This window comes from Nocardia cerradoensis NBRC 101014, from assembly GCF_000308535.1.
GTDB classification, from domain to species: Bacteria; Actinomycetota; Actinomycetes; order Mycobacteriales; family Mycobacteriaceae; genus Nocardia; species Nocardia cerradoensis.
This window is the reverse complement of record NZ_BAFW01000168.1, coordinates 1-21,143: the sequence shown is the minus strand read 5'-3', so window position 1 is coordinate 21,143 and position 21,143 is coordinate 1. Positions and strand designations below refer to the sequence as shown.

The window sequence follows — 21,143 nt, the reverse complement described above, 5'->3', positions numbered from 1 at the left end:
CCCAGCGTCAGCACCAGGCCCTGTCGCAGCAGGCGGCGTCGGTGATCGGTAACCAGCGCCAGCTGGAGATGAAGCTCAACCGTCAGCTCGACGAGGTCGAGAAGCTCAACGCCAACGCCCGCCAAGCCGTGCAGCTGGCCGACCAGGCCAACGCCGCCGGCGACACCGACAAGGCGATCCAGTACACCAACGCCGCCGAGGCGTTCGCCGCCCAGCTGGTCACCGCCGAACAGTCCGTCGAGGACCTGAAGGTGCTGCACGACCAGTCGCTGCAGGCCGCCGCCCAAGCCAAGAAGGCGGTCGAGCAGAACGCCATGCTGCTGCAGCAGAAGGTCGCCGAGCGCACCAAGCTGCTCAGCCAGCTCGAGCAGGCGAAGATGCAGGAGCAGGTCTCCGCCTCGCTGCAGCAGATGGATTCGACGCTGTCCGCCCCCGGCAGCACCCCCAGCCTGGACGCGGTGCGCGAGAAGATCGAGCGTCGCTACGCCAACGCGCTGGGCGCCGCCGAGCTCGCGCAGAACACCGTGCAGGGCCGCATGATGGAGGTGCAGCAGGCCAGCGTGCAGATGGCCGGCCACAACCGCCTCGAGCAGATCCGCGCCTCCATGCGTGGTGACGCGCTGCCGTCGGGTGACTCCGCCGGCCAGTCCATCGCCAATCCGGCTCAGCCGCAGGTGAACAAGGGCCAGGCCGCGCAGCAGTAAGCGCGTCGCGGGTCGATCGGAAGGCTGGGCAGATGGGGCGAACGCGGGCAGGTAACGAGCCCGCACCGACCCGTGTGCGGCCCTGGTCTCGATCTGCCCGCAGCGCCGCGTCCGCGCCGCCCGCCTCCGCCGCGCCGTCGGCCGATGCGGCGCGGACGCTGTCGACCTCTCCGCCCGCCGCCGCGGCCGCGTGGCAATCGATCGCCGAATCCATTGAGCGGCACCGTATTTCCGATACGGTCCCGCCTTCGCCGGCTCCGGCGGAAAGCGCTGCGACCGGCGTCGAGGATCCTCCACCGCCGGGCACGACCGGATCCGCTGCGTCTGCGCGGCCAGTCAGCGAAGCCGCGCAACGTCGATCATCCGAGGTCTCATCCGGTGCGGCGGACGATGCGGGCGCGGACCGGCGCCCCCGGGCCGAGGGGCGCGGGATTCTGCGCGGTCGTCGGCCGGCGCCTTCCGGTCGCCGGTCTCGCCGGCGCGGTATGGCACGCGATAACGAAACCGACAGCGGCCGACCGACATTCGATCGCGGATCGGACACGGACAGTCCGAGCGTTCACGGCGTCATCCACGAAACCCATGAGCCGGACAGCGGGCCCTCCGCCCGGTCGCACACCGGATCACGCGAAGCCGGTGGAAACCCGCGCGAGCGTCATCGTCCGCCCGGCCCGAGCGCGTTGCGGAGTCCTTCGGCCCACAGCCCCGCCGAGGACGATCAGCTCGCCCGCGCCCGGCGGGTTCCGGGTGCGTTACGCGACGCCGGGGAATTCGCCTTACACGCGGTCCGGAAGTGGGCCGACCCGCGAGAGCGGGAACTTCGCCGCCGGCGGCGGGTGCGGCGGCGCAGCCTCCGCTGGAGCGCGGCCTCGGGCGTGACCGCACTGGGAACGGCCGGACTGGTGGCCGTCTCGGCACCCGTATGGGCGGTTGTCGTGGTCGGCGGCGGTGCGGCCGCGCTGGTGACCGGCGCGGCGGTGAGCACCCGCCGATATCTGGAGTTGCGTCGGAACCCCTTGCCGCCCGCGGCGTTCGTCCCGCGCCGGCTGCCCGCGGTGCAGTCCGCGGCGCGGGCGCCCATCGCCCGGCTGGTCCGGGCGGAACGGGCCTTCTACGCCCTCGGCCGTCAGATCGAGGCGAGCGGCCGAGTGCCGGCCGACGATTTCGCCGACACCGTGGCGACCGCGGAATCCGGGGCAGCCGCCCTGCACGCTCTCGCCGGGGACATCGCGGCGATGGAGAAGGCGCTCGAGGTGGTCGCGACCTCGCATGCCGGGGCGGGGTTGCGCCGGCAGTCAGGCGCGATGGTCGACCGGCTGGAAGCCGGAGTGACCGAATACGAGCAACTCGTCGCCGCCGCCGGTCAGATGCTGGCGGCCGGAGTGAGCACAGCGGCGACACCGGCGGACGACTTCGGCTGGGCCATGTTCACCGTGCGCGAGGCGGCCGACCGCCTGGACGGCTGGGCCCAGGCGCTCACCGATCTCGCCGACCGGCGCTGAGCGCGGGCGCCTCGGCGACATCCCGGTACCTCGCGGCCGATATCCGGTTCGCGGACCGATCCTCGCGGGTGATCCGGCTAGGGGTTCACCCTGAGATTTCCCGGATATCGGTCGTGACCTGGTGATTTTGCGGCGCCGAGTTGACAGTATGGAGGAGTCGGATCGCGCTGACGGCGGTTCGGAAACCTTCGGGAGGAATGGACATGTTCTGGAAGATTCTGGGCGTCGTCGCGCTCGTGTGGCTGGCGCTGATCGTGATCGGCGCGCTGGTCAAGGCGCTGTTCCCGATCCTGATGATCAGCGTCGTGGTCTTCGGCCTGTACCTGCTGTACAAGGCCGTCTCCGGCTCGAACAAGTCGACGGCCACCAAACTGTAGCGAGCCGCGACCCGGGCCGTTCGGTACGAAAACCGAACGGCCCGTTGCCATTTCACGATGGATGAGCCGAGAACCCCCTCGTGTTGGCGTTTCGAGGTGGTGCACCTTCATGGTTCTCGGCCGCCTCGATTTTGGACCGACGGAGCGAGGGAGCGCAGCGACTGAGCGGAGGAGGGAAAAATCGAGGCATCGGGGCCGAGGACCCCGCCGGAGCGAAGCGGAGGCAAATGCTACAGCTACCCGAGGATTGGCAGCGCGGTCTGGTGATCGTCGCTCATCCCGACGATATCGAATACGGTGCCGCGGCCGCGGTGGCTCGCTGGACGAAGCAGGGTAAGGACATCCGTTATCTGCTGGCCACCAGCGGTGAGGCCGGGATAGCGGGCCTGCCGCCGGCCGAGTGCGGCCCGTTGCGGCAGCAGGAGGAGATCGCTTCGGCGCGCGCGGTCGGTGTCGAGGAGGTGGAGTTCCTCGGCTATCCGGACGGGCGGATCGAGGGTGGGCTCGGTTTGCGCCGCGATCTGGCCGCGGCGATCCGGCGGCATCGTCCGGAGATGGTGGTGTTGTTCAACTTCGGCGACACGTGGGCGCCCGGATATGCGAACAGCGCCGATCATCGCGCGGTGGGGCGCAGTGCGCTGGACGCGATCTCGGATGCCGGCAACGAGTGGATCTTTCCGGAGCTGGCCGAATTGCCGATCTGGACGCCCCGCTGGGCCGCGGTGGTGGGTCCGGTGGTGACGCATGCGGTGGATGTCACCGATACCGTGTCGGCGGCGGTGGATTCGCTGATGCAGCACAGCCGCTACCTGAGCGCGCTCAGTGACGAGCCGGTGGCGGATCAGGCCCGCGCCATCGTGGATCGGGCCACGGGACCGCATGCCGGTTTCGCTGCCGAGCGGGCGGTCGGGTTCGAGCTGTACCACTTCGCCGACTGAGCGCCGGTACTGTGAGCGGCCACGATCGGCTCGGGCGGCGTTCATGACCGTCGGGTAGCTGTGCCCGCCCGGCATCGGGTGGTGCCGGGGTATGGCATGGTGGGGCGCATGCGAGTGGCTGTCGTCGCGGGTCCGGATCCGGGGCATGCGTTTCCGGCGATCGCGCTGTGCCTGCGGTTTCTCCAGGCCGGCGATGATCCGGTGTTGTTCACCAGTCCGCGCTGGTTCGATGCGGCGCGCGAGGCGGGGATCGCGGTGCGGCGGTTGAAGGGTTTGGCGCCGCGCCCGCAGGACGACGACGCCGACGCGGGTGCGCGTATCCACGACCGAGCGGCCCACATCTCCTCGGAGATCCTGCCCGATCTCAGTGCGATGTTGCCCGAGCTGGTGGTCTCGGATGTGCTCACCGCCGGTGGCGGGATGGCCGCCGAGCGGCTGGGCGTGCCGTGGGTCGAGCTGTCGCCGCATCCGCTGTATCTGCCGTCGAAAGCGTTGCCGCCCATCGGTAGTGGCCTCGCGCCGGGTGAGGGTCTGCGTGGGCGGATGCGCGATACGGTGCTGCGCGGGCTGACCGCGCGCGCGATCACCCGCGGCGACCGGCAGCGGGGGGCGGCGCGAGCGAGCGTGGGGCTGCCGGAACTGGATCCCGGCCCGGATGCCCGGTTGATCGCCACATTGCCCGCTCTGGAGGTCGATCGGCCGGATTGGCCGGAGGACGCGCATGTGGTGGGGCCGCTGCTGTGGGAGCCGACGTCGGAGGTGCTGGTGCCGCCTCCCGGCGACCGTCCGCTGGTCGTGGTCGCGCCGTCCACGGCCCGGACCGGATTCGGTGATCTGGCGACCGGTGCCTTGGAGGCGCTCGCGGACAGCGATGTGCGCGTGGCGATCTCGATGCTCGATACGCCGCCGCAGGACCTTCCGCCGTGGGCGACGGCCGGGCTGGGGCGGCAGGACGAGCTGTTGCGCCGTGCCGCCGTGGTGGTCGGTGGTGGTGGGCACGGGTTGCTGGCCAAAACTCTGCTCGCCGGCGTGCCGATCGTGACCGTGCCCGGTGGTGGCGATCAATGGGAACTCGCCAATCGTGCGGTCCGCCAAGGCAGTTCGCAGCTGGTGCGGCCGTTCACCCCCGAATCGCTGCGCGCGGCGGTGCACACCGTCCTGGACGACGAGTCCTATCGCAAGGCCGCCGCGGCGGCCGCGGCCACCGCCTCCGATGTCGCCGATCCGGTCGACATCTGTCACCGCACACTGGACCGGGCGCGCGCGAGCTGACCGCGCCACCGTCGGCGGTGCGTAGGTTGGGCGACCGGTACCCTCGGCACGGTGCGGTTGACTGAATTTCAGGAACTCTTGCATACCGAATTCGGCGTCGCCCGCGGCGACCTGCTGCTGGCCGATCATGTCCTCCCCTCGATGAACGGCCGTACCGGCGCCCAGGCGATCGAGGACGGTGTCGACCCCCGCGAGGTCTGGCGTGCCTTGTGCGCCGAATTCGACGTACCGAAGAACCGCTGGTGACCGGTCGCGGTCGGCTGCGTCACAGCGATCTTGACCTCAACCTTACTTGAGGTTGCAGGGTGGGCGCATGGATACCGAGATCACCGAGAACCGGATTCAGGAACTACTGGACCGGTCCGGGATAACCGACCTGCTGGACCGCTATCTGCGTTCGCTCGACGACGGCGTATTCGACGATCGGTGGGCGCGGACGTACTTCACCGAGGACGCGACCGCGGAGATGCCGATCGGCACCGTCCACGGCCGCGACGCCGTTCTCGCGCACATCCGGCGCGGGATGGCGCTGTTCGACCGGACCGTTCATCTGGGAACCAACGCGGTGATCGAACTCGACGGCGACCGCGCCACCGTGCGCGGCGCTCAGTTGAGCACTCATGTCCTCGCCGACGGTTCCGAGGCGGTCTTCATCTCCGCCGGGCATGCCGACACCGAATTGGTCCGGACGGCCGACGGCTGGCGGATCCGGGCGTCGTCGCTGCGCATCACCTGGACTCAGGGAACCCCGCCGCGGTTGCCGGCGGGGCTCGGGTCCGAAGGGTGAGCGCACCTTCCCCGGGAAATGGACACTGCGCCGCGGCGTGAAATCGGCACCGCGCGCGGCGTGAAATCGGCACTGCGCCGCGGCGCGGATCGGTACAGCGCCGCGGCGGCGCCGGTTCAGCCGACCGGGATCTCGGCGGCTGCCGGTTCCGTCGTCTCGGCGGTCCGGGGCCGAGGACGGAACAGGGCGAAGGCGATGAGGCCGAGAACGATGCCCACCCCTGCTGCCACGGCGACGGCGGCGTCCAGTCCGGACACGAACTGCGACACCGTGATCCGGCCCTCGCCGGCCGCGCTGCGGAATACCGTGCCGAGTACCGCGACCCCGAGAGCGAGGCCCAGTTGGCGTGCGGTGTTGACCGCTCCGGCGGCGGTGCCGCTCTGCTGCGGTGGCACCGCGGCCATCGCGACCGCCACCAGCGGCGGCGCGAGCACGCCGATGCCGATGCCGATCACCACATAGCCGAAAAGTAGTGCGCTCCAGGATGATCCGGCATCGATAACGCCCAGCAGACCCGCCCCGATGCCGGTGATCACCAATCCGCCGCCGATGGTCCAGCGGGGCGCCACGTCGTGCAGCCACCGCCCGAACGCGCCCGAGACCAGGAACGCCGTCGCCGCCATCGGCAGCATGGACAGTCCGGCGCGCAGCGGGCTGAGTTGCAACGGCTGCTGCAGCCACAGGGAGATGAGGGGGCTGCTCGCGAAGGCGGCGAAATTGAAGCCCGCCGCCGCGACCAGGGTGGCCGCGAACTCCCGGTTGCGCAGCAGTGCGAGCGGGAACATCGGTGTGGCGCTGCGTGATTCGACGAGGACGAAACCGCCGATCGCGATCGCGCCGAGGATCAGCGTGGCGACTGCCGCGCCGTCGCCCCACCCGTCCTCCCCGCCCCGGATGATGCCGTAGGTCAGCGCGGTGGCCGCGACGGCGAAGGCGGTCATCCCGGTGACGTCCACGCCGCGGCCGGGGCGGCGTGGCGAGGGACCGAAGGCGTACAGCGACAGCGCGACGGTGACGGCCGCGATCGGCAGGTTCACCAGGAAGATCCACCGCCACGACAGCAGGTCGGTCAGCACCCCGCCGAGCACCACACCGATGCCGGCGGCCGCACCGGCGACCGCACCCCAGGCGCCGAACGCGGTGCCGCGATCACGGCCGGTGTAGGTGGCGTGCAGCAGCGACAGCGTGGTCGCGAACATGGCCGCACCGCCGATGCCCTGCACGGCCCGCGCGGCCACCAGCAGGGTCGAGGACTGGGCCAGCCCGCAGGCCAGTGAGGCGGCGGCGAAAACCACGAGGCCGGCGAGATAGGTGGGTTTGGCGCCGAACCGGTCGGCGAACGAACCCAGGACCAGCAGCAGTGCGGCCAGGCCCAGCGCATAGCCGTCGACGACCCATTGCAGGCCCGACAGTCCGGTGCCGAGATCGGCGGCGATGTCGGGGAGTGCGACGTTGACGATGGTGACGTCGATGAGCAGCATCAGCGTGCCGAGGCACGCCGCGAACAAGGGGAGCCATTTCCGCATGGCGACCTCCGGGTAGGGCGAACGATATCGACGCCAAGCGTGCGAGATGTTTGAATATCCATCCAGCTACCCGGCCGTCGATGTGAGATTCCGCCTGTGAAACCCGAAGACGAACTCGAATCCTCCGTTCTCGATCCGCTCGACAAGCAGATCGTGCACGGCTTGGTCACCGATGCCCGCATCCCGTTCGCCACCCTGGGCACGATCCTCGGTGTCTCCGAACAGACCGTGGCCCGCCGCTATCGGTCGATGCGCCAACGCGGCATCCTGCACGTCTCCGGCCAGGTCAACGCCATGCCGCTGGGGAATACGCGCTGGATGCTGCGGGTGCGGTCCACCCCGGACAAGGCGCTGCGGCTCGCCGAATCGCTGGCGCGGCTGCCGGACGTGAGCTGGGTCGCGTTGCTGTCGACCGGTTCCGAGGTCACCTGCGTGAGCCGCCCGCGCTCGATCGAACAGCGAGACGCGTTGCTGCTCAACGTCCTTCCGCGAGCCAGCCAGGTCACCGGGTTGATGGCCTACGAGATCATCCACCGGTTTCCGCTGGCGGAGGAGTGGCCGCGGTACAGCCGGTTGCTGACCGCGGAACAGTTGCGGCAGCTGGGGTCGCGGCCGGCGATGAACGATCAGCGCGGGCCCGACGCACCGACCGACCTGTCGGCGGCCGACGAGGCGATGCTCGGGGTGCTGGCCCGTGACGGGCGCGCGTCCTATGCCCGGCTGGCGGCCGAAACCGGCTGGAGCCCCACCCGGGTCGCGCGGCGGATGTCCGAGCTGGTGACGGCGGGCGTGCTGTATTTCGATCTCGATTTCGCCGTCGAGCGCATGGGATACGCGGTACGGGCTTCGCTGTGGGTGCGGACGCGCCCGGCCGAACTGGATGCCGTCGGCCGGGCGATCGCCACCCATCCGGAAACGGCGTTCGTGGCGGCCACAACCGGGCCCACCAATCTGGTCGTCTCCGTCGTCTGCCGCGACAGTTCGCACCTGTACCGGTACCTCACCGGGCGGCTGGGAGCTCTGGACGGGATCGTCGACGTCGAGGTCACCCCGACACTGCGGATGCTGAAACAGGCGCAGGCGCTGATGCAGACCGACCGGATCGCGGTGGTGCCGACGGCGACTCGATGACCGGGCACAGCCGGATCGGGGCCGCGTGACCGCCCGGATAGCGCGGCGATTGCCGGGGACGGGGTGCGGCTGTACGGCCGCCGTGCGTGTCGGCGGGCGCGTCGCTTGCCTCGAACACGTGTTCGTCTAAGCTTGCCATCAGAACTTGTCGGTGCCGCCCTCTACCGTGGGCGCCAACCACACAACGAGACTTACCCGTCAGAAGGGGAACAGACGATGGCACCACAGGCCTACGACCGTGACAAGGCGCTCGAGCTCGCTCTGGCGCAGGTCGAGAAGAGCTTCGGCAAGGGCGCGATCATGCGCTTGGGCGAGGAGGCGCATCAGCCCATCTCGGTCATTCCGACGGGTTCGATCGCACTGGATGTGGCGCTGGGCATCGGCGGTCTGCCGCGTGGCCGCGTCGTGGAGATCTACGGTCCGGAATCCTCCGGTAAGACCACGGTCGCCCTGCACGCCATCGCCAACGCGCAGGCCAACGGCGGACTCGCGGCCTTCATCGACGCCGAGCACGCGCTGGACCCGGAATACGCCCGCAAACTCGGCGTCGATACCGACGCCCTGCTGGTGTCGCAGCCCGACACCGGTGAGCAGGCGCTGGAGATCGCCGACATGCTGGTGCGCTCCGGCGCGCTGGACATCATCGTCATCGACTCCGTCGCGGCGCTGGTACCGCGCGCGGAAATCGAGGGCGAGATGGGCGACAGCCACGTCGGTCTGCAGGCCCGCCTGATGAGTCAGGCGCTGCGCAAGATGACCAGTGCGCTCAACAACTCCGGCACCACCGCCATCTTCATCAACCAGCTGCGCGAGAAGATCGGCGTGATGTTCGGCTCGCCCGAAACCACCACGGGTGGTAAGGCATTGAAGTTCTACGCCTCGGTGCGCCTGGACGTGCGCCGCATCGAGACGCTGAAGGACGGCAGCGACGCGGTGGGTAACCGCACCCGCGTCAAGGTCGTCAAGAACAAGGTGTCGCCGCCGTTCAAGCAGGCCGAATTCGACATCCTCTACGGTGCCGGCATCTCCAAGGAGGGCTCGATCATCGATATGGGTGTCGATCAGGGCTTCATCCGTAAGTCCGGTTCCTGGTACACCTACGAGGGCGATCAGCTCGGCCAGGGCAAGGAGAACGCCCGCAAGTTCTTGCTGGAGAACACCGACGTGCGCGACGAGATCGAGAAGAAGATCAAGGAGAAGCTCGGCATCGGTGCCGACGTCACCGCAGACGCGGGTGCCGAGGCGCCCGTCGACTTCTAACCGATGCCGCACCGGGAAGCGCCGGGGTCCACACCCCTCCCGGACCCTGGCGCCTCTCGGCTCGACGCCGTCGAACGCCTGCGGCGGCAACTGGAAGAAATCGAATCCCGCTCCCGACGCAACGGCGACCCCGACGACGAGTCGTGGTCGAAACCCGTTCGCCGACAGGGCAGTTCGCCCCGTCGCCGACGATCGAAGCCTGGCGCGGGGGATCCACCCACCGGTGTATGGCGTTCCGATGACGGACCGGTACCCCAGCATGATTCGGTCGATGACACGGGCACATCCGCACCCGCGGACCGGCCGGAATTCGAGCCCGAGCTTCCGCCCCGCATCGAGCCGGAGATTCGGTCCGGTTCCATCTCCGGTCGTCCGGAAGATGGCTCTGCGGCGCGGGACTCCCAGGCGCACAATCGAATTCGTGCACTGCAGGCCGAGGTCGACGCGTTACAGCGAGGGTGGGGCGAGCGTGCCGACGGGGATCGTCGGCCCGGCCGCACCGACCGGGCGGAGGGGCAGCCGAAGGGTGGCGACCACGGCTCGTTCGGTCCGGACGACAGCGCCGGGGCGTATCCGCGATCGGATGTGGCGGCAGACGACGGCGGCTCGAGAAGGCGGTCACGCGGAGACAGCGGCGCCAGGGGAGAGCGCCGGGGGTCGCGGCGATCAGACGCCGACGGCGGGAAGCGTTCCGACGCCGCGCAATCCGCAGCGCCGAAGGCGGGGACCGAGGCACAGGCCAAGGACATCTGCCTGCGCCTGCTCACCGATCGGGCGCGCAGCCGCGCCGAACTGGCGGACAAACTGGCAGCCAAAGGGTTCGCACCCGAGGTCGCCGAACGGGCGCTGAACCGCCTCGCCGAGGTCGGATTGATCGACGACGCCGCCTTCGCCGAACAGTGGGTGCATTCCCGCCACACCTTCTCCGGCAAAGGGAAAAAGGTTCTCGCGCAAGAACTTCGACGGAAAGGCGTGTCCGACGCCGATGCCGGGCCCGCACTGGCCGCCATCACTTCCGCCGACGAAACCGCCCGCGCCGCCGAACTGGTCCGCCGCAAACTCGCCGCCCTGCCGCCCGATCTGCCCGCCGACAAGACGACCAACCGGCTGGTCAGCATGCTCGCCCGCCGCGGCTACAACCAGTCCATGGCCTACGCCGTGGTCAAGGACGAACTCGCCGCAGTTGCCACCGAGAGCCGGGGTCCCGACGGCTCCCAGCACACAGATCACGTCGCCGTCGACGAATCGGCCGACGGCTCCCAACCTCTTGTAGTGGAACACCATTCGCCGAAGGGCCGGAGCGGGGAAAGCTCCGGCTCCACCGCGACCGGCTCGGCGTCGCGGCAATCCGCACCCGCCAGCGCCGAGCACGCCGCACAGCTGGTACGGAAAAGGCTCGCATCGCTGTCCCGTGACATCACGCAGGACAAGGCCATGGCGCGACTGGTCGGCATGCTCGCCCGCCGCGGTTACCCGCAGTCCATGGCGTATGCCGTGGTGAAGGAAGAAATTGCCGCCGCCGCGCAACCCTTTGCGGCACAGCCGAACCGGACCGAGAAGGCCGTCGTCGCCGAGGACAGCACCGCCGCGGATACGGCAGCGGCGGATTCCGATAACGACGAGGCGGAGCGAGCCGCGGAGCTGGTACGCCGCAAACTGCGCACGATGCCGCGAAACCTGTCCGAGGACAAGGTGGTCAACCGCCTCGTCGGCATGCTGGCCCGCCAGGGATTTCGCCAGTCGACCGCCTACGCCGCCGTACGCGCCGAACTCGCGCACGGCTACCCGCCCGCCTGAACCCGCAGCCTGAACCCGCAGTCCCTGCCGCGCCGATACCCGTCGATCCGAAAGACGACGGCGAGGGTCGCCGGCTTGCTCGGCAGTCGGCTCTGAAAACCTTGTCGCCGTAGCCAACTGGCATCCGCCCGCGACTGTTCCGGCCCGGAGTCGCCAGGATCATGGACGGCGTCATATCGGCACCCCGGCGGGCTCCCTCACCGCGCCGGCCGTGAAGCGGCCGCGCGCCGACGATACCGGGATGCCGGTTCGCGTGCCGGGCGCGTTTCGATCGCCGCGCAGGTCAACCACCGTATGCCTCGATCCGGTCCCGAATTCGATTCGGCGGCACACCGCGCTCCTGCCGAAGACGCCGAGGACATTCGGCGCGGGATCGCGGTCGTTCCGGCGGCCGGGCGGGCTGCATCCGGGATCCATGCACGGGGCAGCGACGACTGCCGCGGCGAGGTCGGCATCGTGCACGGCGTCGGCGATTCGGCCCGCCGGCTGCGGCCCGCGTTACTCGACGGGTCTCCAGCACAGGTCCTATGCTGCGCTGATGACCACCGACGTGCGTGGCAACGGATGGCGACGCGTCGGTCCGGCGGCCGTCTGGATCGGGGTGGCGGTGGCGGGGTCGTTCACCCGCCCGTTCAGCATTGCCGCGACGGTGCTGGTCGCCGGTGTCGCTGTCGTGGTCGCCGTCCGCGCTGTTCGTCTCGGGACACGGCGAATGTCGTTCACGCCGCCGGTTCGGCGCGCGGTTGTGGTGTGGTCGCCCCTGCTGGCAGCCGTCCTGGCGTGGGAGCTGTACGCCTGGCTGTCCCAGCCCGCACCGCTCGTGCCGGACCCTGCCCATCCGAGCCTGTCGACACTGCTCAGCCCCGCGCTGGAGGGCGGCCCGGGACGCTTCATCGGCTGGCTGGTCTGGTTGGGCGCCGGATGGTGGCTGGTGCGGAAATGACCGATCGCGCACTGGTGATCACAGGGTTCGCGGTTCTGGCCGTCATCGTGATCAGCACGGCGATAGCGGCCCGTGTGCGCCGCCTGTCGTTCGCCGGCCTCGGCGACACCGTGCGCTTTCTGACCCGCACCCGAACCGCTCGCATCGTCGCGGTGATCCTGTGGGCATGGCTCGGCTGGCATTTCCTGGCCAGGTAGCCCGCGGGAAGGCCGCCGCCGATTGGACACCCATCCCCGGTCGCCGTGAGTGGCGTGGCCCGGCGACCGGGGTGGTGCGCGTCCCAGGATCGAACATCCAGCTCTCGGGTGCGAGGGTTGCGCTCGGTGCGAGCGCAATCCCTCCCCGCGGAGGCGACGACGACACCGCCGCTGCGCCCGGCCTGCGCCCCTCATCCGCCGCTCGTGCCGGACCGCCAGTTACGAGGACGCGGTCCGGTTCAGCGACAGATCCACGCCCGGCGCGGCATCGGTGAGAACCGAATTCACACCCAGCACCGTCCGCCCCCGGCGGCGCGACCGCAGCCGTTGTTCGATCCTGGTGGCGAGGAAGGTCAGTGCCCAGTTCAGGGCGATCATGATGACGGCGACCACGATCAGCGCCGGCACGGTGTTCTGTTCGGCCGCGCCCAGCTGCTGACCCTGGCGCACGATCTCCTGATAGGTGATCTGATAGCCGAGCGCGGTGTCCTTGAGCGCCACGACCATCTGCGAGATCAGCGCCGGCAGCATCGCCGTCACCGCCTGCGGCAGCAGGATCATCCGCATCATCTGACCCTTGCGCAATCCCAGGGCCTGCGCCGCCTCGGTCTGCCCGCGCGGCAGCGACCGGATGCCCGAGCGCACGATCTCGGCGATCACCGACCCGTTGTACACGGTCAGCGCGATCACCACGGCCGCCAGCGCCAGCTGGTCGGAAGCGAACAGGTTGTCCTTGGCGAACCAGTTGTAGAGGAAGATCATCAGAATCAGCACCGGAATGGCCCGGGCCACCTCGACGATCACTCCCGCCACCCATCGCACGACGCGATGGTCGGACAGGCGCAGCAAGCCGAAGATCACGCCGATCACCATCGCGAACACGATCGCCAGCGCGGCGGCGACCACGGTGCCGCGTAAGCCGGGCAGGATATAGGTCTGCCAGACCTCCGACTGCACGAACGGCTTCCACTTCTCGGCGGTGAGCTGCCCCTTCTCGTCGAACGCCCGCCACACCAGCCAGCCGAGCAGCACCAGGGCCGCCAGCACCAGCACCGAATACATCGCATGCCGCCGGCGCGCCTTCGGGCCGGGGACGTCGTAGAGGACCGAGGCGTTCGCGCTCATCGCTTCACCTCGAATCGCTTGGCCAGCCAACCGAACAGCAATCCGGTGGGCAGGGTGAGAATCACGAAACCGAGGGCGAAGATCGCGCCGATGGCGAGAATATCGGCCTCGGTCTCGTTCATGGACGCCATCAGCGCCGCCGCCTCGGCCACGCCGATCGCCGACGCGATGGTGGAATTCTTCGTCAACGCGATCAGGACGCTGCCCAGCGGCGCGATCACCGACCGAAAGGCCTGCGACAACACCACATGTCGCAGATTCTGGCCGAAGGTCAGGCCCAGCGACCGTCCCGCCTCGGATTGCCCCAGCGGCACGGTGTTGATTCCCGCGCGCAGCGATTCACAGACGAACGAGGCCGTATACACACTCAAGCCGAGGACGGCGAAGCGAAAGTTGTTGGTGGGCAGGAAATCCAGTCCCGAACTCTCACTCGCGAGTTTGATCCCGAGGGTGGTGTAGAGGCCGAGTGAACAGAACACCAGAATGAGGGTGAGCGGTGTGTTGCGGAAAATGGTCACATACGCCGTCCCGATCCACCGCGCCACCGGAATCGGCGACACCCGCATTGCCGCCACCAGGGTGCCGATGATCAGCGCCCCGATCGCGGAGAACACGGTCAGTTTGATGGTCACCCAGAAGGCGTCCCACAGCTGATTGTCGTATCGGGAGATCAAGTCGAACACGGTGGACGCGCCCTCCTACTTCTCTGTGCCGGACGGGGTTCCGGGGCTGCCGGAACCCGCGCCGAATCAGTAGCGGTCGACCTGCGGCGGCGACGGGATCGGGAAGGCGTTGCCGAAGTTCTTCTCCAGCGACGCCTTCCAGGACCCGTCGTTGATCATCGACTCGATCGCATCGTTGATCTTGTCGCGAGAGTCCTTGTCGCCCTTCTTCAGGCCGATGCCGTAGTTCTCGGTCGTGAACGGCTGTCCGACCACCTTCAACTGGCCCGGCGACTGCGCGGCGTAACCGGCCAGAATGATGTTGTCGGTGGTCACCGCGTCCACCGCCCCGGATTTCAGCGCCTCCACACACAGCGAATAGGTGTCGTACTCCTGCAGCTGCACATCGTTGGCGAAGTTCTTCTGAATGTTCTGCGCCGGTGTGGATCCCTTCACCGAGCAGAGTTTCTTACCGCCCTTCAGCGATTCCGGCCCCGTGATATCGGTGTTGTCGGCGCGCACGAGCAACGATTGGCCCGCAACATAATACGGCCCGGCGAAGTCGACCTTCTGCTTGCGCTGGTCGGTGATCGAATAGGTGGCGACCACATAATCCACCTGCCCGTTCTGGATCAGCGTCTCACGTTGCGCGGACGGCGCCTCCTTGAAGGTGATCTTGTCCGGGCTCACGCCGAGTTTCCCGGCGACGTAGGTCGCCACGTCCACGTCGAATCCGGAGAACGATCCGTCTCGATTGCGCAGGCCAAGACCCGGCTGATCGAATTTGATGCCGATGGTGAGTTTGCCTTCCGACGCGTGTTCGGTGGCGGTCTTGTTGCTGCCGCCGCCGCATCCGCTCGCGACGACCGCGATGGCCAGCGCGCCGATGCCGAACCGCAGCGCTCGGGTGATCCTCATCGAATGCCTTCTCTCTCGTGAAGTGTGAAGGGTCCTCCGCGGTGCCGGGAGCGGTCATCGCTCCCGCCGCGGTCGTGAAATGCGATCAATGGCTCAGAATTTTGCCCAAGAAATCCTTGGCTCGCTCGGAAGCGGGTGCGGTGAAGAAGGTTTCGGGCGCCGCGTCCTCGACGATCCGGCCGTCGGCCATGAACAGCACGCGATCTCCGGCGCGGCGGGCGAATCCCATCTCGTGCGTGACCACCAGCATCGTCATGCCCTCCTTGGCCAGGGCGACCATCACCTCCAGCACCTCGTTGACCATTTCCGGATCCAGGGCGGAGGTGGGTTCGTCGAACAGCATCACCTTCGGATTCATCGCCAATGCCCGGGCGATGGCCACGCGCTGCTGCTGACCGCCCGACAGCTGCGCCGGATACTTGTCGGCCTGATCGGCGATGCCGACCCGATCGAGCAGTTCCAGCGCCCGCGCGCGGGCCTGCTTCTTGTCGATGCGGCGGACCTTGACCGGGCCGAGCATCACGTTGTCCAGAATCGTCTTGTGCGCGAACAGATTGAACGACTGGAACACCATGCCCACGTCGGCGCGCAACTTCGCCAGGGCGCGTCCCTCGGCGGGTAATTCGACGCCGTCGACGGCGATGGTGCCGGAATCGATCGGCTCGAGCCGATTGACGGTGCGGCACAACGTGGATTTACCGGACCCGGACGGGCCGAGCACGATCACCACCTGTCCGCGCGGCACTTCCAGATTCACGTCACGCAGCACATGCAGATCACCGAAGTGCTTGTCCACGTTGCGCATCGAGATCATCGGTGGAACGGTCGCGGACGCCGCAGCCGCGGTGGCAGCGCCCGGGTCGGAGGTGTTCCCAGCGCTGGCGGTGCCGGGTGTTGCGTCGGCAGCATCGGTCATGACAGTCGACCCTAGAGCGGTCCTGCGCGAAATGCGCACTTTTGGCGCGTGCGTCGCGCCGTCGCCGCCTGCGCTTAACCCGGTGGTGACCTGGGCGGGCGGCCACGTGACCGGCGTCACCAGCCCCCGATGGTGGCGACCGGGGTGGGCGTCCGATTTCGGACAGCGTCTACCCTGGACCCGTGAATTCGTCCATGCAGGTTGCAGCGCATTCGGCTGCGGGACGCGCCCCCGGTTCGGCCACCGATCCGCAGTCGCCGCGGACCTACGAGGTGCGCACCTACGGCTGCCAGATGAACGTGCACGACTCCGAACGGCTGTCGGGCCTGCTCGAGGACGCCGGATATACCAAGGCCACGGGCGGGCAGACCGCTGATCTGGTGGTGTTCAATACCTGCGCGGTGCGCGAGAACGCCGACAACAAACTGTACGGAACGCTCGGACATCTGGCGCCGATCAAGGCCGAGCGGCCCGGTATGCAGATCGCGGTCGGCGGCTGCCTGGCGCAGAAGGACCGCGACACCGTCGTGCGCAAGGCGCCGTGGGTCGACGTCGTCTTCGGCACCCACAACATCGGGTCGCTGCCGGTGCTGCTCGAACGCGCCCGCCACAACGAGCAGGCGCAGGTCGAAATCCTGGAATCGCTGGAGGCCTTCCCCTCCACGCTGCCGGCCCGCCGCGAATCCGCCTACGCCGGCTGGGTGTCGATCTCGGTGGGCTGCAACAACACCTGCACGTTCTGCATCGTGCCCTCATTGCGCGGCAAGGAGGTCGACCGGCGGCCCGGCGATGTGCTGGCCGAGGTGCAGGCGCTGGTGGATCAGGGAGTGCTCGAGGTGACGCTGCTCGGGCAGAACGTCAACTCCTACGGCGTGAACTTCGCCGAACCCGCACTGCCGCACGGACATCCGGCCGATTTCGCGCCGGAACACCGCGATCGCGGCGCGTTCGCGAAACTGCTGCGCGCCTGCGGCAGCATCGACGGGCTCGAGCGGGTGCGGTTCACCTCGCCGCATCCGGCGGAATTCACCGACGACGTCATCGAGGCGATGGCACAGACCCCGAATGTGTGCCCGCAGCTGCACATGCCGCTGCAGTCGGGTTCGGACCGGGTGCTCAAGGCGATGCGCCGGTCCTATCGCAAGGACCGCTACCTCGGCATCATCGAGAAGGTGCGCGCCGCGATGCCGCATGCCGCGATCACCACCGACATCATCGTCGGCTTCCCCGGGGAAACCGAGGAGGATTTCCAGGAGACGCTGGACGTGGTCCGGCAGGCCCGGTTCACCAGCGCCTTCACCTTCCAGTATTCGATCCGTCCCGGCACGCCCGCGGCCACCATGGCCGATCAGGTGCCCAAGGCGGTGGTCCAGGAGCGCTACGACCGGCTGATCGAACTGCAGGAACAGATCTCGCTGGAGGCCAATCGCGCGCTGATCGGCACCGAGGTCGAACTGCTGGTCGCCGAGGGCGCCGGTAAGAAGAACGCGGCCACCGCGCGGATGAGCGGGCGCGCGCGCGACGGCCGCCTGGTGCATTTCCGGCCCGGCGCGGCGGCGATCCGGCCCGGCGATATTGTCACCGTCGACATCACCGAGGCGGCGCCGCACCACCTCATCGCCGACGGCCCGATCCACAGCCACCGCCGCACCCGCGCCGGTGACGCGCACGAACGCGGTGTGCTGCCCAAGACCGCACCGATCGGGGTGGGGCTCGGATTGCCGCGGATCGGCGCGCCGGAACCGCTGCCGGCCGCGGCCGGTTGTGACACCGGATGCGGGGTCTGACATGGCCGAACGCGGGAACGAGGATGCCGATCGCGACGTCACGCCGGAGCGCTCCGGCGACGCCTCGCCCGCGCCGCGGCACCCGCACCAGCCGCCGGAGCCCAACGATGCGACCGAGCCGAACGAGGAGAGCATGAACCCCGCAGAGTCGAAGGTCTTCGAGCAGTTCCGCGGCGACCTCGAGGCCGTCGAGCGCAAGATCGCGGGCGAGATCGACCCCGGGACGCGGGCGATGGTGGTCGCGATCGCGGTCTTCGTGCTGCTGCTGTCGCTGATCCTGCCGCACGCCGGCGCCGCCCGCGGCCTCGACGTGCTGGCCTTCGACACCCACGCGCAGGACGAGCACATCGGGCTGCCGTCGCGGGTCTTCGAATGGTTCGTGGTGATCTTCGGGCTCGGATTCTCATCGCTCGCGCTGGCGACCCGCCGCTGGGCACTGGCGTGGGTGGCGGTCGCCGGATCCGCTGTGGGCAGTGTGTTCGGAGTTCTCTCGATCTGGCACCGCCAGACCCCCGGCCTCGGCAACTACCACGGCGCCGGACCCGGCATCGGACTCATCCTGGCCACGATCGCGATCGTCGTGCTGACCTTCCACTGGATCCGCGTGGTGTGGAGCCGCACCGCGCTCCAGCTCGAGGCCGAGGAGCGCCGCCGCATCGCGGCCGCCGAACAGGAAGAGCAGGACCGGCGCCGGCTGTTCGGCGACGACAAGTAGCCGCTCCGGCAGCCGGCGGCTCCTTTTCAGCGCCGCAGCGCCACCACGGGGATGGTGCGCTCGGTCTTCGTCGCGTGCTCGGCGAAGAACGGATACAACGTGGTGAGCTCCGCCCATGCCCGGTCGTAGTCGGCGCCCTGCAACGGTTCGGCGGTGGCCTGATAGGTCTCCCGATCGACCTCGACCGTCACCGCCGGATCGGCGACGAGATTCAGATACCAGTCCGGATGCTGCGGGGCGCCCACGTTCGAGGCGACCACGAGCAGCCGGTCACCGTCGGGATGGAACATCATCGGCGTGGTGTGCGGCGTGCCGGTTCGGCGGCCGGTGGTGGTGAGCAACACCAGACGCTCCCGGTGCATCCCCTCGATCGGGCCGCCGGCCCGGAACTGCTCGATGACGCCTCGATTGATCTCGCGGACATCCATACTGGGCTCCTCGTCCGGATCGCTGCGGGCAGGGGCGGCTCACACAGCCGGTCGGCGGCGAACTCGGCACCACCGACCGGCGACGAACGTCTCAGCGCCGGCTGACCGCGCCCTCGGCGGCATCGGCCCATTCACGCCACTGCTTGGCCTGTTCGAGCGCCTTCTCGGCATCGCGCGGGCGGCCCGCGGCCTCGGCCTTGGCTGCCTGCTCCTCGAACTGGGCGACCCGCTCACGGAACTGCGCCGCGCGCGCCATCGCCTCGGGATCGGTGCGCCGCCACTGAGCGTCCACCGCCTCGCGCACCCGCTTCTCCAGCGCCCGCAGTCTGCCCTCGAGTTCGTGCATGCGCTCGCGCGGCACCTTGCCGATCGCGTCCCACCGCTCCTGCAGTTCGCGCAGCGCCGCGCGGGCGGAATCCAGTGTCGCGGAGTCGGGTTCGATGTGCTCGGGGATGCGGTCCTCGTAGTGGTGCAGCAGCTCCTCCTTGGCCGCCGCGTTCTGCCCGAATTCGGCATCGCGTTCGGACGCGGCGGCATTGCGCGCGGCGAAGAACACGTCCTGCGCGCTCTTGAACCGCCGCCACAACTGCTCGTCTGCCTCGCGGGGCGCGCGCCCGGCCGCCTTCCATTCGGTCAGCAGATCGCGGAAGACCGCGGCGGTACCCACCCAGTCGGTGGAATCGGACAGCTCCTCGGCGCGCGTGCACAGCTCCTCTTTGCGAGCCTTCGCGGCAGCGCGTTCGCGATCGAGTTCGGCGAAGTGCGCGCCGCGGCGGCGGTTGAACGCCTCGCGCGCCTTGGAGAAGCGCCTCCACAGCGCATCGTCGACCTTGCGGTCCACGCCGCGGATGGACTTCCACTCCTCGAGGATTTCGCGCAGCCGGTCACCGGCCGCCTTCCACTGGGTGGATTCGGCGGCGATCTGTTCGGCCTCCGCGCACAGTGCCTCCTTGCGCTCGGTGTGCTCGTGCCGGGTGCGTTCCTTCTCCTCCTTGGCGTGGGCGGCCGCCTCGTCGGAATGTTCGATGATCGCCTGCAGGCGCTGGGCCAGACCGTCCACATCGCCGATCACCGCCGCGGTGGGCAGGGAGTCGGCGAGCGCGACGGCCGCGGCCTTGGTCTTGCGGGCATCCGTGCCGGCCGCGAGGCGAGCCTCGAGCAGCGCGACCTCGGTGGCCAGATCGTCGAAGCGACGCCCGAAATGCGCCAGCCCCTCGGCGGCGTCACCGGCCTGCCACGAGCCGACGACACGTTCGCCGCCGGCGGTCTTGACCCAGGCGGTGCCGTCGTCGTCGACACGGCCCCACTCGCTGGGATCGCTGACGGTCGGCACGACCACCGGATGCGGATGCTCATGGGCGGGACCGGGGACGGGAGCCGGTTTGACGTGGTGCGTCGCCGCGGGTTTCGCCGCCGGTTCGGTTCGCGGCGCCGCGGCGGGTTTGGGCGCCCCCGGCTTGGGTACTCCGGGTCGTGGTGCCGCGCCGGGTTTCGGGGCGGCATCGGCCGGAGTCGGACGCTTCGCGGCGGGATTGCTGGACTGCTGCGCCGCGCCGGTTTCCGGATGCACTGCCTTCTCGGTTCCGCTGTTGTCGGTCATCGCTCCTCATCCCTGCCGCGCGTCACGGCTGCCTGGTTACGCCCTAGCAGATCCCATTCAACCAGCCAATAGACAGAATTGCCCTCTCTTGCGAACGGTGGCGTGCACCGAGTGACGGTTGAGAGTGGTGGGAACACGCTCACCCGCGGTGAGCGACGGCCTCGGCCGCCGTTTCCCGGCGGCCGCTACCGTTGACGGGTGTTTCGTGTCGCCGCGTTGATTCCCTCGCCGCTCGTGCTGATTCCCGAACTGGGCGGTGCGGCGCCGCTGACCGACTCCACCCATCCGGCCGCCCAGGTGCCGCAGCTGCGCGAGGCCGTGCTGACGGCCGGGCGGATGCTGGCCCGGCAGGCCCGGCATTGGACCATCGTCGGCGCGGGGACCGAGCCGCCGACCGGTGTGGGTAGTGTGCGCGGCTTCGGCGCGGACGTCCGGGTCACCTTGTCGGCGACCGAACCCGGCGGTGAGCCGCGACTCGACTGGCCGACCGCACTGCTGGTGGGCGCCTGGCTGCGCGGCCGGATCGCGGCCGAGGACGGCGACGACATCGAGGCGCGG

At 69.1% G+C, this 21,143-nt stretch carries 21 protein-coding genes and 2 pseudogenes; 16 read left to right on the top strand and 7 right to left on the bottom strand.

All coding sequences use genetic code 11. From position 1 onward, the window contains the following. The 7 genes from ON23_RS17685 to ON23_RS17655 all read left to right on the top strand — a co-directional run. A partial coding sequence (locus tag ON23_RS17685; RefSeq protein ID WP_039779519.1) for a PspA/IM30 family protein occupies positions 1–704 on the top strand: 704 nt, incomplete at its 5' end. 680 nt (positions 705–1,384) lie between these two features. Beyond that, the gene (gene pspM, locus ON23_RS17680; protein WP_039779518.1) at positions 1,385–2,206 is read left to right on the top strand and encodes a phage shock envelope stress response protein PspM; all 822 of its coding nucleotides are present in this window, start codon (positions 1,385–1,387) and stop codon (positions 2,204–2,206) included. A gap of 203 nt (positions 2,207–2,409) precedes the next feature. After that, on the top strand, positions 2,410–2,583 hold the full coding sequence (locus ON23_RS38495; RefSeq protein WP_039779517.1) for a hypothetical protein: 174 nt from the start codon (positions 2,410–2,412) through the stop codon (positions 2,581–2,583). A 227-nt stretch (positions 2,584–2,810) separates the two neighbouring features. Further along, a complete protein-coding gene (locus ON23_RS17670; protein WP_039779509.1) occupies positions 2,811–3,521 on the top strand; it encodes a PIG-L deacetylase family protein in 711 nt (236 codons plus the stop codon). A 108-nt stretch (positions 3,522–3,629) separates the two neighbouring features. Continuing rightward, on the top strand, positions 3,630–4,793 hold the full coding sequence (locus tag ON23_RS17665) for a glycosyltransferase (protein ID WP_039779515.1): 1,164 nt from the start codon (positions 3,630–3,632) through the stop codon (positions 4,791–4,793). A gap of 51 nt (positions 4,794–4,844) precedes the next feature. Next, the gene (locus tag ON23_RS17660) at positions 4,845–5,039 is read left to right on the top strand and encodes a DUF3046 domain-containing protein (RefSeq protein ID WP_039779508.1); all 195 of its coding nucleotides are present in this window, start codon (positions 4,845–4,847) and stop codon (positions 5,037–5,039) included. Between the two features lie 67 nt (positions 5,040–5,106). Continuing rightward, on the top strand, positions 5,107–5,580 hold the full coding sequence (locus tag ON23_RS17655) for a nuclear transport factor 2 family protein (protein WP_039779507.1): 474 nt from the start codon (positions 5,107–5,109) through the stop codon (positions 5,578–5,580). Positions 5,581–5,696: 116 nt separating this feature from the next. Here the strand turns inward: ON23_RS17655 and ON23_RS17650 are convergent, their stop codons facing one another. Continuing rightward, positions 5,697–7,106: an MFS transporter gene (locus ON23_RS17650; RefSeq protein ID WP_051042815.1), complete on the bottom strand. Its 1,410-nt coding sequence runs from the start codon at positions 7,104–7,106 to the stop codon at positions 5,697–5,699. Positions 7,107–7,202: 96 nt separating this feature from the next. Here ON23_RS17650 and ON23_RS17645 point away from each other — a divergent pair, with 96 nt between their 5' ends. The 6 genes and pseudogenes from ON23_RS17645 (at position 7,203) to ON23_RS17620 (ending at position 12,434) form a co-directional block, all read left to right on the top strand. Further along, complete coding sequence (locus ON23_RS17645) at positions 7,203–8,237, top strand: Lrp/AsnC family transcriptional regulator (protein WP_039779506.1); 1,035 nt, start codon at positions 7,203–7,205, stop codon at positions 8,235–8,237. Between the two features lie 216 nt (positions 8,238–8,453). Continuing rightward, positions 8,454–9,497: a recombinase RecA gene (recA, locus tag ON23_RS17640; RefSeq protein ID WP_025351561.1), complete on the top strand. Its 1,044-nt coding sequence runs from the start codon at positions 8,454–8,456 to the stop codon at positions 9,495–9,497. Between the two features lie 585 nt (positions 9,498–10,082). Continuing rightward, positions 10,083–10,691, top strand: a pseudogene (gene recX, locus ON23_RS39290) (recombination regulator RecX); the annotation flags it as partial. A gap of 78 nt (positions 10,692–10,769) precedes the next feature. Then, positions 10,770–11,294, top strand: coding sequence for a RecX family transcriptional regulator (locus tag ON23_RS39810; RefSeq protein WP_276326900.1), 525 nt, complete (start codon positions 10,770–10,772; stop codon positions 11,292–11,294). Positions 11,295–11,832: 538 nt separating this feature from the next. After that, positions 11,833–12,237: a hypothetical protein gene (locus ON23_RS17625; RefSeq protein WP_039779503.1), complete on the top strand. Its 405-nt coding sequence runs from the start codon at positions 11,833–11,835 to the stop codon at positions 12,235–12,237. Then, on the top strand, positions 12,234–12,434 hold the full coding sequence (locus tag ON23_RS17620) for a DUF6186 family protein (RefSeq protein WP_039779501.1): 201 nt from the start codon (positions 12,234–12,236) through the stop codon (positions 12,432–12,434). The genes ON23_RS17625 and ON23_RS17620 overlap by 4 nt, the downstream gene beginning before the upstream one ends. Before the next feature lie 219 nt (positions 12,435–12,653). On the opposite strand, the gene ON23_RS17615 is transcribed toward ON23_RS17620, so the two are convergent. The 4 genes from ON23_RS17615 to ON23_RS17600 form a co-directional block, all read right to left on the bottom strand. Continuing rightward, positions 12,654–13,559: an amino acid ABC transporter permease gene (locus tag ON23_RS17615; protein WP_039779500.1), complete on the bottom strand. Its 906-nt coding sequence runs from the start codon at positions 13,557–13,559 to the stop codon at positions 12,654–12,656. After that, positions 13,556–14,242, bottom strand: a complete 687-nt coding sequence (locus ON23_RS17610; RefSeq protein ID WP_039779499.1) for an amino acid ABC transporter permease — start codon at positions 14,240–14,242, stop codon at positions 13,556–13,558. The genes ON23_RS17615 and ON23_RS17610 overlap by 4 nt, the downstream gene beginning before the upstream one ends. 66 nt (positions 14,243–14,308) lie before the next feature. Continuing rightward, positions 14,309–15,139 carry a glutamate ABC transporter substrate-binding protein gene (locus tag ON23_RS17605; RefSeq protein ID WP_039779498.1) on the bottom strand — a complete coding sequence of 277 codons (831 nt, stop codon included), beginning with the start codon at positions 15,137–15,139 and terminating at the stop codon, positions 14,309–14,311. 85 nt (positions 15,140–15,224) lie between these two features. Next, positions 15,225–15,953 carry an amino acid ABC transporter ATP-binding protein gene (locus ON23_RS17600; RefSeq protein ID WP_036503292.1) on the bottom strand — a complete coding sequence of 243 codons (729 nt, stop codon included), beginning with the start codon at positions 15,951–15,953 and terminating at the stop codon, positions 15,225–15,227. Positions 15,954–16,249: 296 nt separating this feature from the next. Between ON23_RS17600 and miaB the strand changes: the two genes are divergently transcribed. Both miaB and ON23_RS17590 read left to right on the top strand, forming a co-directional pair. After that, positions 16,250–17,842, top strand: coding sequence for a tRNA (N6-isopentenyl adenosine(37)-C2)-methylthiotransferase MiaB (miaB, locus tag ON23_RS17595; protein WP_051042814.1), 1,593 nt, complete (start codon positions 16,250–16,252; stop codon positions 17,840–17,842). Between the two features lie 133 nt (positions 17,843–17,975). Next, positions 17,976–18,557 carry an Rv2732c family membrane protein gene (locus ON23_RS17590; protein ID WP_039779510.1) on the top strand — a complete coding sequence of 194 codons (582 nt, stop codon included), beginning with the start codon at positions 17,976–17,978 and terminating at the stop codon, positions 18,555–18,557. A gap of 26 nt (positions 18,558–18,583) precedes the next feature. Here ON23_RS17590 and ON23_RS17585 read toward each other — a convergent pair whose 3' ends face one another. Both ON23_RS17585 and ON23_RS17580 read right to left on the bottom strand, forming a co-directional pair. Continuing rightward, positions 18,584–18,985, bottom strand: coding sequence for a nitroreductase/quinone reductase family protein (locus tag ON23_RS17585; protein ID WP_039779496.1), 402 nt, complete (start codon positions 18,983–18,985; stop codon positions 18,584–18,586). A 91-nt stretch (positions 18,986–19,076) separates the two neighbouring features. After that, positions 19,077–20,585 carry a DUF349 domain-containing protein gene (locus ON23_RS17580; protein ID WP_039779494.1) on the bottom strand — a complete coding sequence of 503 codons (1,509 nt, stop codon included), beginning with the start codon at positions 20,583–20,585 and terminating at the stop codon, positions 19,077–19,079. A 198-nt stretch (positions 20,586–20,783) separates the two neighbouring features. Here ON23_RS17580 and ON23_RS17575 point away from each other — a divergent pair. After that, positions 20,784–21,143 (top strand): annotated as a pseudogene (locus ON23_RS17575) (hypothetical protein); the annotation flags it as partial.

Excerpts from the sequence above, each read along its gene's own strand:
- ON23_RS17620 (WP_039779501.1), top strand. The coding sequence starts at position 12,234 with ATGACCGATCGCGCACTGGTGATCACAGGGTTCGCGGTTCTGGCCGTC.
- ON23_RS17605 (WP_039779498.1), bottom strand. The coding sequence starts at position 15,139 with ATGAGGATCACCCGAGCGCTGCGGTTCGGCATCGGCGCGCTGGCCATC.
- ON23_RS17590 (WP_039779510.1), top strand. The coding sequence starts at position 17,976 with ATGAACCCCGCAGAGTCGAAGGTCTTCGAGCAGTTCCGCGGCGACCTC.
- miaB (WP_051042814.1), top strand. The coding sequence starts at position 16,250 with ATGCAGGTTGCAGCGCATTCGGCTGCGGGACGCGCCCCCGGTTCGGCC.
- recA (WP_025351561.1), top strand. The coding sequence starts at position 8,454 with ATGGCACCACAGGCCTACGACCGTGACAAGGCGCTCGAGCTCGCTCTG.
- ON23_RS17585 (WP_039779496.1), bottom strand. The coding sequence starts at position 18,985 with ATGGATGTCCGCGAGATCAATCGAGGCGTCATCGAGCAGTTCCGGGCC.
- ON23_RS17615 (WP_039779500.1), bottom strand. The coding sequence starts at position 13,559 with ATGAGCGCGAACGCCTCGGTCCTCTACGACGTCCCCGGCCCGAAGGCG.
- ON23_RS17665 (WP_039779515.1), top strand. The coding sequence starts at position 3,630 with ATGCGAGTGGCTGTCGTCGCGGGTCCGGATCCGGGGCATGCGTTTCCG.
- ON23_RS17625 (WP_039779503.1), top strand. The coding sequence starts at position 11,833 with ATGACCACCGACGTGCGTGGCAACGGATGGCGACGCGTCGGTCCGGCG.
- ON23_RS17655 (WP_039779507.1), top strand. The coding sequence starts at position 5,107 with ATGGATACCGAGATCACCGAGAACCGGATTCAGGAACTACTGGACCGG.
- ON23_RS17670 (WP_039779509.1), top strand. The coding sequence starts at position 2,811 with ATGCTACAGCTACCCGAGGATTGGCAGCGCGGTCTGGTGATCGTCGCT.
- ON23_RS17600 (WP_036503292.1), bottom strand. The coding sequence starts at position 15,953 with ATGATCTCGATGCGCAACGTGGACAAGCACTTCGGTGATCTGCATGTG.
- ON23_RS17650 (WP_051042815.1), bottom strand. The coding sequence starts at position 7,106 with ATGCGGAAATGGCTCCCCTTGTTCGCGGCGTGCCTCGGCACGCTGATG.
- ON23_RS38495 (WP_039779517.1), top strand. The coding sequence starts at position 2,410 with ATGTTCTGGAAGATTCTGGGCGTCGTCGCGCTCGTGTGGCTGGCGCTG.
- ON23_RS17580 (WP_039779494.1), bottom strand. The coding sequence starts at position 20,585 with ATGACCGACAACAGCGGAACCGAGAAGGCAGTGCATCCGGAAACCGGC.